Source organism: Amycolatopsis sp. NPDC051373 (genome assembly GCF_040689465.1).
Taxonomy (GTDB): domain Bacteria; phylum Actinomycetota; class Actinomycetes; order Mycobacteriales; family Pseudonocardiaceae; genus Amycolatopsis.
Window position 1 is genome coordinate 14984 of record NZ_JBFBAE010000031.1, and the last position, 13344, is coordinate 28327.

General features: G+C 71.7%; 13 protein-coding genes. 10 read left to right on the forward strand and 3 right to left on the reverse strand.

What is annotated here, in order from left to right; genetic code table 11:
• Positions 1–101 precede the first annotated feature (101 nt).
• Positions 102–719 carry an LUD domain-containing protein gene (locus tag AB0383_RS40790; protein WP_364177649.1) on the reverse strand — a complete coding sequence of 206 codons (618 nt, stop codon included), beginning with the start codon at positions 717–719 and terminating at the stop codon, positions 102–104.
• A gap of 136 nt (positions 720–855) precedes the next feature.
• Here AB0383_RS40790 and sigJ point away from each other — a divergent pair, with 136 nt between their 5' ends.
• Positions 856–1746 carry an RNA polymerase sigma factor SigJ gene (gene sigJ / locus AB0383_RS40795; RefSeq protein WP_366190115.1) on the forward strand — a complete coding sequence of 297 codons (891 nt, stop codon included), beginning with the start codon at positions 856–858 and terminating at the stop codon, positions 1744–1746.
• Between the two features lie 25 nt (positions 1747–1771).
• Here sigJ and AB0383_RS40800 read toward each other — a convergent pair whose 3' ends face one another.
• Positions 1772–2530, reverse strand: coding sequence for a class I SAM-dependent methyltransferase (locus tag AB0383_RS40800; protein WP_366190116.1), 759 nt, complete (start codon positions 2528–2530; stop codon positions 1772–1774).
• A gap of 246 nt (positions 2531–2776) precedes the next feature.
• Here AB0383_RS40800 and AB0383_RS40805 point away from each other — a divergent pair, with 246 nt between their 5' ends.
• The gene (locus tag AB0383_RS40805) at positions 2777–3934 is read left to right on the forward strand and encodes an acyltransferase (RefSeq protein WP_366190117.1); all 1158 of its coding nucleotides are present in this window, start codon (positions 2777–2779) and stop codon (positions 3932–3934) included.
• A gap of 28 nt (positions 3935–3962) precedes the next feature.
• Here the strand turns inward: AB0383_RS40805 and aroA are convergent, their stop codons facing one another.
• Positions 3963–5273 (reverse strand): 3-phosphoshikimate 1-carboxyvinyltransferase, encoded by a 1311-nt coding sequence (aroA, locus tag AB0383_RS40810; protein ID WP_366190118.1) that lies wholly within the window; start codon positions 5271–5273, stop codon positions 3963–3965.
• Between the two features lie 96 nt (positions 5274–5369).
• Here aroA and AB0383_RS40815 point away from each other — a divergent pair, with 96 nt between their 5' ends.
• The 8 genes from AB0383_RS40815 to AB0383_RS40850 all read left to right on the forward strand — a co-directional run bounded on the left by AB0383_RS40815 (position 5370) and on the right by AB0383_RS40850 (position 13310).
• Positions 5370–7070, forward strand: coding sequence for a CTP synthase (locus AB0383_RS40815; protein ID WP_364177702.1), 1701 nt, complete (start codon positions 5370–5372; stop codon positions 7068–7070).
• On the forward strand, positions 7067–7699 hold the full coding sequence (locus AB0383_RS40820; RefSeq protein ID WP_364177636.1) for an NUDIX hydrolase: 633 nt from the start codon (positions 7067–7069) through the stop codon (positions 7697–7699). Before AB0383_RS40815 ends, AB0383_RS40820 begins: the two co-directional genes overlap by 4 nt.
• A 99-nt stretch (positions 7700–7798) precedes the next feature.
• Positions 7799–8701 (forward strand): site-specific tyrosine recombinase XerD, encoded by a 903-nt coding sequence (gene xerD / locus AB0383_RS40825; protein ID WP_364177699.1) that lies wholly within the window; start codon positions 7799–7801, stop codon positions 8699–8701.
• A 123-nt stretch (positions 8702–8824) separates the two neighbouring features.
• On the forward strand, positions 8825–9829 hold the full coding sequence (locus AB0383_RS40830; protein WP_364177633.1) for an AAA family ATPase: 1005 nt from the start codon (positions 8825–8827) through the stop codon (positions 9827–9829).
• Positions 9826–10227, forward strand: a complete 402-nt coding sequence (locus tag AB0383_RS40835; RefSeq protein WP_364177630.1) for a cobyrinic acid a,c-diamide synthase — start codon at positions 9826–9828, stop codon at positions 10225–10227. Before AB0383_RS40830 ends, AB0383_RS40835 begins: the two co-directional genes overlap by 4 nt.
• Positions 10227–11261 carry a segregation/condensation protein A gene (locus AB0383_RS40840; RefSeq protein WP_366190119.1) on the forward strand — a complete coding sequence of 345 codons (1035 nt, stop codon included), beginning with the start codon at positions 10227–10229 and terminating at the stop codon, positions 11259–11261. Before AB0383_RS40835 ends, AB0383_RS40840 begins: the two co-directional genes overlap by 1 nt.
• A gap of 491 nt (positions 11262–11752) precedes the next feature.
• Positions 11753–12568 (forward strand): SMC-Scp complex subunit ScpB, encoded by an 816-nt coding sequence (gene scpB / locus AB0383_RS40845; RefSeq protein WP_366190164.1) that lies wholly within the window; start codon positions 11753–11755, stop codon positions 12566–12568.
• The gene (locus tag AB0383_RS40850; protein WP_326836677.1) at positions 12558–13310 is read left to right on the forward strand and encodes a pseudouridine synthase; all 753 of its coding nucleotides are present in this window, start codon (positions 12558–12560) and stop codon (positions 13308–13310) included. Before scpB ends, AB0383_RS40850 begins: the two co-directional genes overlap by 11 nt.
• Positions 13311–13344 lie beyond the last annotated feature (34 nt).

The following is a 13344-nucleotide window of genomic DNA, read 5'->3' on the forward strand; positions in this document are numbered from 1 at the left end:
GGGGACGCCAAGGATCCCCACGGCGACCGGGCGGCGGTGCGGTCGTGGCGCCGGGAATTCTGCTGGGCCGCGCGAGGCGGTGTCAATCCGGCAGACGCGCGTCAGAAGCCGATCGCTTCGCGCAGCAGCAGCACGGTGGCGCGGCCGGGCAAGGGCTCGGCGTTGAGGACCAGCAGCCGGTTGACCGCGCTGGGCCAGCCGTAGGCCGCCTGCGCGCGGGCGCTTTCCAAGGGCAGGCAATGGTCTTCGACGCGGCGCAGCGCAGCGTCGAGGTCCGGCACGATCTTCTGCGCGCCGACGACCCAGATCGCGTGGGCGGCGCCGCCTGCGGACGCAGGCAGCTGGCTGCCGCTGCCCGAGGCGATCACGAGCGAGCCGGTCTCGGTGACCGCGTGGACGCTGCCGATGACGAAGTCCGGGCTCGCGCGCAGGCGCCGGATGTCGTCGGCGTCGGTGACGCGATCCATCGCGAGGGTGCGCGGCCGGATCGCCTCGTACCGCCCACCGGTGTTGAGGTCGTCGTCGAGGCCGGACAAGCGCAGCGTTTCGCTGGCGGCGGTGAGGACACTGGCGCCTTGCGGAATCAGATCGGTCGCGCGGGTGCGCGCCGCGGCGACGTCGTCGAGGATCTCGACGGCGAACCCGCGGGCCGTGAGCGCGGTGGCGGTGCGGTGCAGGGTCTGCTCGGAAGCGGGGGCGGTGAAGGTCGGAGCGGTCATGGGGAGTCTCCCGATCGTGGTGGCCAGTCTCGGTTCTCCGACAACTCACGCCCCCGAAGTGTGAGGCGCTCACACTTCGAGGTGCTGTTCTGTCGTACTACTGAGGACAGCCGAGACCGAGGGAGCCGCCGGCGCGATGACCACCCCATCCGATCCCGAGCCGGGCCTGAGCGCGATCATGAGCGAGCGCCGGCACCTGATCAACCTCGCCTATCGCCTGCTCGGCTCGCTGGCCGAGGCCGAGGACGCCGTGCAGGAGACCTACGCCCGCTGGTACGCGCTGTCGCGGGAGCAGCAGGACGCCGTCGAGTCTCCCGGCGCGTGGCTGACGACGGTCGCCAGCCGCATCTGCCTCAACCTGCTCGGCTCGGCGCGGGTCCGGCGCGAGACGTACGTGGGGGAGTGGATCCCCGAGCCGCTGCCCGGTGAGCAGGCGGACCCGGCCGACCGCGTGACGCTGGACGAGTCGGTGGGCATGGCCTTCCTCGTGGTGCTCGAGGCCATGACCCCGGCCGAACGCGTGGCGTTCATCCTGCACGACGTGTTCCGCTACTCGTTTCCCGAAGTCGCCGAAATCGTCGGCCGCAGCCCGGCGGCGTGCCGGCAGCTCGCGACCTCGGCCCGGCGGCGGATCCGCGACGCGCACGCCCCCGCGGGTCCGGCGGCCGCGCACGCCGCTGTCGTCCGGGACTTCAAACGGGCGTGGGAAACCCAGGACATCACCGCGCTGATCGGCCTGCTCGCCCCCGACGCCACGGCGATCGCGGACGGCGGCGGCCGCGCCCTGACGTTCCTGGAACCCATCGAGGGCGGCGAGCGGATCGCCCGGGCCTGGGTCGAGCTCGCCCAGCGGGCGCTCGGCACCGTGACGCTGCTCGAACGCACGGTCAACGGTCAGCCGGGCCTGGTGGCCCAGCGCGCCGGCGTGGTCGAGACGGTGTACGCGTTCGCCCTGGCCGCGGGGCGGATCAAGCACATCTGGGTGGTCCGCAACCCCGAGAAACTCCGGCCCTGGAAGACGGACTGAGGCTCGGCCGAGAGCCGGGAGTGTTTCAGCGCTTCTCCCAGACCGACACGTGTTTGGTGCTGCCGGCCGTGAGCTCCGAACGATCCCAGTCCGCCCAGCGGTACTTCGGTCTCATCCCGGCGATGCGGGCCATGAGATCCAGCTCGGCCGGCCAGGCGTACCGGAAAGGGATGCGGCGAAACCGCCCCGTTCCGTCCGGTGACACGGTGAGGTGGTTCGAGGTGAACTCCTGGGTCACGACGTCGTACTGGTCGAACCCCACGTAGCCGGCGCCTTCGTGGTCGAGCGCCACCGCGAACGGGACGGTGTCCTGCCCGGGCGGCAGGCGGCGCAGATCCGGCAGACCCACCTCGACGAGGAACAGCCCGCCCGGCCGCAGATGCGCGGCCGCGTTGCGGAACACGGCGACCTGCGCGTCCTGTGTGGTCACGTTGGCGATCGTGTTGAACACCAGGAAGATTAACGAGAACTCACCGGCCACCCGCGCCGACGTCATGTCGCCGATCGTGACGGCGACCGCGTCGCCGCCCGGCTTGCTCGCGATCCGCGCCGCCATGGCCCGGCTCAGCTCGATGCCGCTCACCCGCACGCCGCGCGCGGCCAGCGGGGCGGCGATGCGCCCGGTCCCGACGGCGAATTCGAGCACGGGGCCGTCGGCCAGCTCTTCGAGGACATCCACCGCGGGCGTCACCACTTCAAGCGAGTTCGCGCCACCCGGATCGTCGTACCCCGCGGCCACACTCTCCGGGAACCAGCCGTCGGCCGGATCGTCTCGATCGCCCATGGCCGTCGGACGCTACGCCCGCCCTCGCCCGCTCCGCACTCCCTTTTCGGGACTCAGGTGCGCAGGGCCTCAGTGGTATGTACCACCGCGGTGTGGCCGGGATCCCGGTCCGTGGACGGACGTGATCTTCGTTACGCCCGTTTTCCAGCGGTAAAGCGGGTTCTCAGCCACTTCATGGCTGCTTCACAGGCAGTGCGGCAAATGTGGTCGCATGATCCACTCCGCACCCGGGCGCCCGGCCGCACGATGACCACGACCGAGATCGCCCCCGTCCCCGCGGCGGCCCCGGCGCGGGCGGCCCACCTGTACCAGCTCGACCTGTATCGCGTGATCACCTTCGCACTGGTGATCTTCATGCACGTGCTGGGGGCCACGACCTTCCCGCAGGGCGTCGGGTCCGACGCGCTCGAGATGCCGCTGCACCTCACCCGCGAGGCGTTCTTCGCGCTGACGACGTTCGTGCTCGTGTTCTCCTACCGCTCGCGCCCGCCTCGACCGATGGCGTTCTGGCGCCGGCGGGTGCCGCTGGTCGCGGTGCCGTACGTGGTCTGGTCGGTGCTCTACTGGGGCTATTCGCTGGTCACCGCGGAGCAGCCCGTCGGCTCCGTCGCCGCGGCCCTGCGCGCGCTCGGGATCGAGATCGCCGACGGGACAGCGTGGTACCACCTGTACTTCCTGCTCGTGACGCTGCAGGTGTACCTGCTGTTCCCCGTGCTGATGAAGCTGGTGCGCACGCTTGAGCGCCGGCCGTGGCTCGTGCTGGGGATCTCCGGCGCGGTGCAGATCGCGGTCACGTGTTTCCTGAGCTACCCGCCCGAGGGCGTGGAGTACTCGACTGTGAGCCGGTTCTTCACGACGCTGCTGCCGTACCAGTTCTACTCGGTCCTCGGCGCCGTCGCGGCCGTGCACTTCGAAGCCGTGCAGGCGTGGGTGCGGCGGCACCGGTGGTTCGTGGCCGGTGGTTTGATGGTCACTCTCGCCGTGGCCGAGACGGGCTACTTCGTCAGTGTCCACAACGGACTGTGGCCGGAGCTGGCGAGCGACGCGTTCCGGCCCTACCTCGTGCCGTGGTGCGTCGCGGCCATCGCGTGCCTGCTCCTCGCGGGCACGCGCTGGGCGGAGGCGGGCCGGCCCGGTGGCCGGGTGGTGTCGTGGGCGGTCGACCGGTCGTTCGCGATCTTCCTCACCCATCCCCTCGCCCTGGCGTTGCTGAGCCCCCTGATCGCGTTCGTCGGCGACGGTGTGGGGGCACCGTGGACGACCGTGGTCGTCTACCCGGCCACGGTGGCGCTGACGCTGGTGCTCGTCGAGGTGCTGCGGCGGCTGCCGTGGAGCAAAGCGCTGACGGGCCGGCCGCGCCTGGAGCTCAAGCGGGCGGCTCCCGCACTCCGGCTGACCGCTTGAGGTAACCCTAACTTTGACCGGGAGGCGACTACTGGCCTGAGCCGAGCATCCCGGTCCACGTCTCGACGAACGCCGGGAACGTCTTCCCCACCGTGGCGGGGTTTTCGACACGGATGGCGGGCACGCGCAGGCCCAGCACGGCCGCGGCCATGACGAGGCGGTGGTCGTCGTAGGTGTGGAAGACACCGCCGTGCAGCGGGGCCGGCGTGATGCGCAGGCCGTCGTCGGTTTCGGACACGTCGCCGCCCAGCGCCGACAGCTCCGTGGCCAGTGCCGTGATCCGGTCGGTCTCGTGGCCACGCAGGTGCGCGACGCCGCTGATCACCGACGGGCCGTCGGCGAAGCACAGCAGCGCGGCGACCACCGGGGTCAGCTCGCCGACCTCGTGCAGGTCGAGCTCGACACCCGGGATGTGCGAGCCGCCGGTGACGGCGAGGCCGCCGTCCTCGAGCCGGACCGACGCGCCGAGCGCCGGCAGGAAGCCGCGCAGCCAGTCTCCCGGCTGGGTCGTGGTGCTCGGCCAGCCCGCGACGCGCACGGTGCCGCCCGCGGCCACGGCGGCAGCCACGAACGGCGCGGCCGTGGACAGGTCCGGCTCGACGACGTACTCGGGGCACGACAGCTTCGCCGGTGCAACGTGGAACTCCGCGCCTTCGCGCTCCACGGTGGCGCCGAAGCGGTGCAGCATGTCGAGCGTCATGGCGATGTGCGGCTCGCTCGGCGGCGCGTCGCCGACCAGGCGCACGGTCACGCCGCGGTCGAAGGACGGACCGGCCAGCAGCAACGCCGAAAGGAACTGGCTCGACGCCGACGAGTCGAGGTCGACCGTGCCGCCGCGGACCCCGCCGTCGCCGTGGACGGTGAAGGGCGGGGCACCGCGGTCGTCGTCGTCGATACGCACGCCGAGGCGGCGCAGCGCGGCCAGCAGCGGGCCGATCGGGCGGCGGCGGATGGCCTCGTCGCCGTCGAAGAGCACGGGGGAGTCGCCGAGCGCGGCGAGCGCGGGCGTGAAGCGGGCGACGGTGCCGGCGTTGCCGAGCGTGACCTCGACCGGCTCGCCGTGGCTGCTGCCGCCTGCGCCCAGGGGGTGGACGAGGAAGCCGTCGGCGGTCTCCTCCGACCGGGCGCCCAGTGAGGCCAGCGCGCCGAGCATGAGCCGCGTGTCGCGCGAGTCGAGCGGCACGCGCACCCGCGTGGGCGCGCCCGCGAGGGCGGCCAGCACGTAGGCGCGGTTCGTGATCGACTTCGAGCCCGGGACGCGCACCCGCGCGTCGAGTGCCGCCGCCGCGACCGGTGCGGCCCAGTGGTCGGCGTGGTCGTCCTTGTGCGCATCCGTCACGCACCGAAGCCTAGCGTGGCGGTCTCCGTCAACGCCGCCGCGCCGGAAACGGGCGCGAACGAGCGGATCGGCGTGCGTGCGATATGCTGGCGGCCCGTGGGACATCAGTCGCGGGCTACCAAGTTTGTCTTTGTCACCGGAGGCGTCGCCTCCTCTCTGGGTAAGGGATTGACGGCCTCGAGCCTCGGCCAGCTCCTTACCGCACGCGGGCTTCGCGTCACGATGCAGAAGCTCGACCCCTATCTCAACGTCGACCCTGGGACGATGAACCCGTTCCAGCACGGTGAGGTGTTCGTCACCGACGACGGTGCGGAGACGGACCTCGACATCGGGCACTACGAGCGGTTCCTCGACCGGGACCTCGACGGCAAGGCCAACGTCACGACCGGCCAGGTCTACTCGGAGGTCATCGCCAAGGAACGCCGCGGCGAGTACCTCGGCGACACGGTGCAGGTCATCCCGCACATCACGGACGAGATCAAGTCGCGCATCACCGCCGCGGCCGGTCCGGACGAGCACGGGAACACCCCGGACGTGGTCATCACCGAGGTCGGCGGCACGGTCGGCGACATCGAGTCGCTGCCGTTCCTCGAGGCGTGCCGCCAGGTGCGCCACGACGTCGGGCGGGACCACTGCTTCTTCCTGCACGTGTCGCTCGTGCCCTACCTCGCGCCGTCGGGTGAGCTCAAGACCAAGCCGACCCAGCACTCCGTTGCCGCGCTGCGCAACATCGGCATCCAGCCCGACGCGCTGGTCTGCCGGGCCGATCGGGAGATCCCCGAGGACCTCAAGCGCAAGATCGGCCTGATGTGCGACGTCGACTCGGAGGCGGTCATCGCCTGCCCGGACGCGCGCTCGATCTACGACATCCCCAAGGTGCTGCACGGCGAGGCGCTCGACGCCTACGTGGTGCGCCGCCTGGGGCTGCCGTTCCGCGACGTCGACTGGACGGTGTGGGGTGACCTGCTCAACCGGGTGCACAACCCGAGCGAGACGGTGCGGATCGCCGTGGTGGGCAAGTACATCGACCTGCCCGACGCGTACCTGTCGGTCACCGAGGCCCTGCGCGCGGGCGGGTTCGCCCACCGCGCCAAGGTCGAAATCGTGTGGGTCGCCTCGGACGACGCGCAGACCGCGTCGGGCGCCGCCTCGGTGCTGTCCGATGTGGACGGTGTGCTGATCCCCGGCGGGTTCGGCATCCGCGGCATCGAGGGCAAGGTCGGCGCCATCGAGTACGCGCGCACGCGCGGCGTGCCACTGCTCGGGCTGTGCCTCGGCCTGCAGTGCATGGTCATCGAGGGCGCGCGGCACCTGGCGGGCATCGCGGACGCCAACTCGGCGGAGTTCGACGAGGACACCGAGCACGCGGTGATCTCGACGATGGCCGACCAGCGTGACGTGGTCGCGGGCGAGCGGGACATGGGCGGCACGATGCGCCTGGGCGCGTACCCGGCGAAGCTCAAGCCGGGCTCGCAGGTCGCGAAGGCGTACGGCAGCACCGAGGTCTCCGAACGCCACCGCCACCGCTACGAGGTCAACAACGCCTACCGCAAGCAGCTCTCCGACGCCGGGCTCGTGTTCTCCGGCACCTCGCCCGACGACCGCCTGGTCGAGTTCGTGGAGCTGCCGGCCGACGTGCACCCGTTCTTCGTCGGCACGCAGGCGCACCCGGAGCTCAAGAGCCGCCCGACGCGGCCGCACCCGCTCTTCAGCGCGTTCGTGAAGGCCGTGGTGGACCGCAAGGTCGCCGAGCGGCTGCCGGTGGAGCTCGCCGAGGCACCCGTGGCGGCCCGGTGACCGAGCCCGGCACGCACGAGTTCACGGTCGCCGGCACCCGGGTCGTCCACCTCGGACGCGTCGTGGGCCTGCGGGTCGACGACGTGGTGATGCCCGGCGGCGGGACGGCGAAGCGCGAGGTCGTGGAGCACCTCGGTGCCGTCGCGATCCTCACGCTCGACGCCGAGGACGCGGTGACGATGGTCCACCAGTACCGGCACCCGCTCGGGCACCGGCTGTGGGAGCTGCCGGCGGGACTGATCGACAAGCCGGGGGAGGACCCCGTCGACGCGGCGAAGCGCGAGCTCGTGGAAGAGGTCGGGCTGGCGGCGGACGAGTGGTCGACGCTCGTGGACGTTGCCGCCTCGCCCGGGTTCACCGACGAGGTGGTGCGCGTGTTCCTCGCCCGCGGCCTGTCCGAAGTGGACCGCGAGGTGCTCGGCGAGGAGGAGGCCGACCTCGTGGTGAAGAAGTTCCCGCTCGCCGAAGCCGTCGCCATGGCGCTCTCGGGTGAGCTGGTGAACGGCGCGACCGTCTCGGGTGTGCTGGCCGCCCACGCGGTGGTCACCGGCGCGGCGAAGGCCCGCCCGGCCGACGCGCCGTGGCGGGACCGGCCCACCCGTTTTGCCCGGCGCCGAGCCGAAGGCTGATCTGCCCGTCCGTGCCCGCCGCGCGTCGGCGGGCACGGACGGCCCGGCGGCCTAGAGTGTGACCCCGTGACGGGCACGGGCAGGACGGCGGTGGGGGACGTGATCGCCGCGTACCTGGACCACCTCGTGGTCGAGCGCGGCACCGCCCGCAACACGCTCGACAGCTACGCCCGCGACCTGCGCCGCTACGCCGCGCACCTCGCCGCCGCGGACATCACGCGGTTCCCGGATGTCACGCCGGCGCACGTCACGTCGTTCGGCGCGGCCCTGCGCGAAGGCGACGACGCGCACCGGCCGCTCGCCGCGTCCTCGGCCGCGCGGGCGCTGGTCGCCGTGCGCGGGCTCCACAAGTTCGCCCACGCCGACGGCATCACCGAGCACGACCCCGCGCGCGAGGTCCGCCCGCCCGCGCCGGCGAAGCGGCTGCCCAAGGCGCTGCCCGTGACCGACGTCCTCAAGCTGCTCGAGACCCCGCCGCCCGACGGCGAGCGTGCGCTGCGCGACCGGGCGCTGCTCGAACTGCTCTATTCCACCGGCGCCCGGATCTCCGAAGCCGTCGGGCTCGACGTGGACGACGTCGACGACACCGACCGCACCGTGCTGCTCGATGGCAAGGGCGGCAAACAACGGCTCGTCCCGATCGGCCGGCCCGCGGTCGAGGCGCTCCACGCCTACCTCGTGCGGGCGCGCCCGGCGCTCGCGGCGCACGGGCGCGGCACGTCCGCGATGTTCCTCAACGCCCGCGGCAGCAGGCTGTCCCGCCAGAGCGCGTGGCAGGTCCTCAAGGACACCGCCGAACGCGCGGGGATCATCGCCGACGTCTCGCCGCACACCCTGCGCCACTCGTTCGCCACGCACCTGCTCGAAGGCGGTGCCGACGTGCGCGTGGTGCAGGAGCTGCTGGGCCACGCCTCGGTGACGACGACGCAGGTCTACACGCTCGTCACGGTCAACACGCTGCGCGAGGTCTACGCCACGGCGCACCCGCGCGCGCTGGGCTGAACCGGCCTCAGGGCATCAGCCACCAGTGGTGACTTCGCGCGCCCGGCCCGGCGCGGCGCTTTGCCGGGGCTCCGACTCCGCGCATAGGCTGCCCGGGACGCCGAAACAAGGAGCTTTCCCGCCATGTCGACACCGAACCAGCCGGAGCGCCCGGCCGCGTCCGCCGGTTCGGCCGCGGCGAGCCTCTCCCAAGCGCGAATCGCCACCCCCGCCAACCACGACGGGGACGAGCCGTCCGAAGGCCCGCGCCTGAGCCGCGCCGAGAGAGCCCGGTTGCGTGCGAAGGAGCGCGAAGAGAGCGGTATCGGTCCCACGGGCCGGCCGCTGCGCGAGATCCCCGAACCCGCGCCGCTCGACCACCACGGTCCGGCCAAGGTGCTCGCGATGTGCAACCAGAAGGGCGGCGTCGGCAAGACCACGTCGACCATCAACCTGGGTGCGGCGCTCGCCGAGTGCGGGCGCCGCGTGCTGCTCGTGGACTTCGACCCGCAGGGCGCCCTGTCGGTGGGTCTCGGCATCCAGCCGCACGAGCTGGACCAGACGGTCTACAACGTCATCATGGAGCGCTCCGTCGGCATCGAGGACGTGCTCCGCAAAACCCGCGTCGACGGCGTTGACCTGCTGCCGAGCAACATCGACCTGTCCGCGGCGGAGGTCCAGCTCGTCGCAGAGGTAGGGCGCGAACACACGTTGTTACGGGTCCTTCGACCGGTCATGAACGACTACGACTATGTTCTTGTCGACTGCCAGCCCTCGCTCGGCCTGTTGACGGTGAACGCATTGACCGCTGCGGACGGTGTGATCATCCCCTTGGAGTGCGAGTTCTTCAGTCTGCGAGGCGTCGCGCTCCTGATCGACACGATCGAGAAGGTGCAGGAACGCCTCAACCCCAAACTGGACATCACGGGGATTCTCGCCACGATGTACGACCCGAGAACCCTGCACTCGAAGGAGGTCATGGCTCGCGTGGTGGAGGCATTCGGCGACATCGTGTTCGACACGGTGATCAACCGCACTGTGCGGTTCCCCGAGACGACAGTCGCGGGCGAGCCGATCACGACCTGGGCCCCCAAATCGGCCGGCGCGGCAGCCTATCGCGCGCTGGCTCGCGAGGTGATCGCTCGGTGAGCAGGCGCGCTTCCCTGCCCGGAGCGTCGGAACTCTTCCGCCTCACCTCCAGCCCTGTCAGCCCGGCACTCGACCGCCCGGCGGCGCCCGCACCGGCCGAACCGCTCCCGAGAAAGAGCGCGGACTCCGACCAGCTCAGCCGCGCCGCGGCGCGTAGCGGCTCCGGCCGCACGAAGCACGACGCGAAGATCACCGTGTACGTCTCGGGCGACGAGCTGCTCGCGATGGAGCAGACCCGGCTGAACCTGCGGGCCAAGCACAACCTCGTGGTCGACCGCGGCCGCCTGGTGCGCGAGGCCGTGGCCGTGCTGATCGCGGACTTCGACCAGCGCGGCGAAGATTCGGTGCTGGTCCAGCGATTGCAGGCGATGGAAGAAGAAGGCGGAACCGAGGGCTGATGGACGAACCGGCATCGGCCGAGCAGCCGGAGCCGGACGCCGCGGCCCCGGGTACCGAGACGCCGATCCAGCAGGAAACCCCCAGCCCGGACGAGACTCCGAGCCAGGACGAGACGGCGGGCCAGGGCGGATCTGCGACCCCGGAGGAAACGCCGGGCCAGGAGGAGAAGCCCGTCGAGCACGAGACCGTGCACGGCGGGACGATCCCGGAAGGCTACGCCGAGGAGCTCAGCACCTCGAAGTTCAAGGTGCGCCTGAAGAACTTCGAGGGGCCGTTCGACCTGCTGCTGCAGCTGATCTCGCAGCACCAGCTCGACGTCACCGAGGTCGCGCTGCACACGGTCACCGACGACTTCATCGCCTACACGCGCGCGCTCGGGTCCGACTGGAACCTCGACGAGACCACGGAGTTCCTGGTCATCGCCGCGACCCTGCTGGACCTCAAGGCCGCGCGGCTGCTGCCCTCGGCGGAAGTGGAGAACGAGGACGACCTCGCGCTCCTGGAGGCCCGCGACCTGCTCTTCGCGCGCGTGCTGCAGTACCGCGCGTACAAGCAGGTGGCGGCGCTGTTCGGCGAGCTGGAGCAAGGCGCCCTGCGGCGCTACCCGCGCTCGGTGGCGCTGGAGGAGCGTTATGTCGGGCTGCTGCCTGAGGTGATGCTCGGCGTGACCCCGCAGAAGTTCGCGGACATCGCCGTTGCGGTCTTCAAACCGAAGCCGCCGCCGACGGTGTCGCTCGCGCACCTGCACATGGGCCGCGTGTCCGTGCGCGAGCACGCGGCGCTGCTGCGGCTGAAGCTCGCGGAGGCGGGACAGGCCACGTTCAAGGAGCTCGTGGAGGACTGCGAGCACACCGTGGAGATCGTCGCGCGGTTCCTCGCGCTGCTGGAGCTGTACCGCGAGTCGACGGTGCAGTTCGAGCAGCTCGAGGCGCTCGCCGAGCTCCACGTGCGCTGGACCGGCGGCAGCGTCGCGGAGGCCTCGGCCGCCGCGGCCCACGACCGCGCGGCGGCCGACGAAGAGGAGTACGGGTGAGCACCGAAGACGACCGCGCCGCGACGCCGGCCGTGGAAGCGATCGACCTCGACGAGGTCGTGCCGCCGAACGCGTCGGTGCCCGAGCCGCCCGAACCCGGTGTCGCGCCGGAAGGTTCTCCGCAGGAGGACGTTGTCGAGACTTCACCCGGCACGACCGGCGAACGGGCCGAAGGCGACAGCGCGCCCGAAGAGGCCGAGGCGGACGCGGACGCGACTGAGCCCGGGGCGACCGAGGCCCCGGCGGAACCCGAGCTGGAATCTGAGGCCGTCGAGGCGAGCGAGGTTCGGGCGGGCACCGAGGCCGAAGCCGCGGAGGCGGGCGAGGCACACCCGGAGCCCGAGTCCGCCGAGCCGAGCATCGAGCCTGGAACCGAGTCCGACGCCGAGAGCCCCGAAGCCGAATCGCGCGAGGGTGAGCCGGTGGAGGCCGCCGACGGCCACAACACGCCGGAGGAAGCCGACGCAACCGCGGACGCGGACGAGGGCGGCGTGCCAGAGCCGGAGCCGGAGTCCGAGGCGGCCGCGGTTCAGGCGGAAGCCGAGCCGGAACCTGAGTCCGCGGAGGCGACCGAGGTTCCGGCCGGCACCGAGCCGGAAGCCGCGCAGGCGAGCGAGTCGCACGCGGAGGCCGAGCCCCCCGAGCCGGAAACCGACTCCGCGAGCCCCGACGCCGAATCGGGCGAAGGCGAGCCCGCCGAGGCGGAAGCCGAAGCCGGGCCGGACGCGGACGAAGGTGTCGAGCCGGTCAGCGACCTGCCCGACGTGACGTCCGACGAGGCGCTGGAGGCCGCTCTCGAGGCGCTGCTGCTCGTCGTCGACTCGCCGGCGGGCGAGCAGATGCTGGCCGAGACCGTGGCGCAGCCGGTGGCGCGGGTCACCGTCGCGCTGCGGACGATGGCGCAGCGGCTCACCGAGCGGGGCAGCGGGATCGACCTGCGGCGCGTCGGCGAAGGGTGGCGGTTCTACACTAGGGACACGTACGCCCCGTTCGTGGAGAAGCTCCTGCTCGACGGCCAGCGGTCGAAGCTGACCCGGGCCGCGCTGGAGAGCCTCGCCGTGATCGCGTACCGGCAGCCGGTGACCAGGGCCAGGGTCGCCGCGGTGCGCGGGGTCAACGTCGACGGCGTGATCCGCACCCTGCTGGCCCGCGGCCTCATCGAAGAGATGGGCACCGACCCCGAGACGACGGGCACGCTGTACGTGACGACCGAGCTGTTCCTGGAGCGACTGGGGCTGTCGTCGCTGAACGACCTGCCCCCGATCGCTCCGCTGCTACCCGAAGTGGACACCATCGATGACATCTGACCAGCACCCCGACGGCGTCCGGCTGCAGAAGGTCCTCTCCCAGGCCGGGATCGCCTCGCGGCGCGCGGCCGAGGACCTGATCGTGGAGGGCCGGGTGGAGGTGGACGGCCAGATCGTCACCGAGCTGGGCCGCCGCGTCGACCCGGTCGAGGCCGTGATCCATGTCGACGGCACGCGCGTGAACCTGCGCGACGACCTCGTCTACCTCGCCTTCAACAAGCCCAAGGGCGTGCACTCGACGATGTCGGACGACCGCGGCCGCCCGTGCGTCGGCGACTACCTGCGCGGCCGCTGGGAGGAGACCCCAGGCGTCGTGCACGTGGGCCGGCTCGACGAGAACACCGAGGGCCTGCTGCTGCTCACCAACGACGGCGACCTCGGCCACCGGCTGATGCACCCGTCGTACAACGTGCTCAAGACCTACTTTGCCGAGGTCGAGGGTCTCGTGCCGCGCGGGCTCGGCAAGGAGCTGCGCGCCGGCTGGGAGCTGCCCGACGGCATCGTGAAGGTCGACCAGTTCCGCGTGAAGGACATGCACTCCGGCCGGAGCATGATCGAGCTCGTGATCCACGAGGGCAAAAAGCACATCGTGCGCCGCCTGATGGCCTCGACCGGGCACCCCGTGCGCAAGCTCGTGCGCACCGCGGTCGGCGACGTGCAGCTGGGCGCCCAGCGTCCCGGCACGATCCGGCGCCTCAACCGCGGTGAGGTCGGCTCGCTGTACCGCAACGTGGAGCTGTGACGCTCACGAAGCTCTGAGCCGTTCGGGGGTTTCC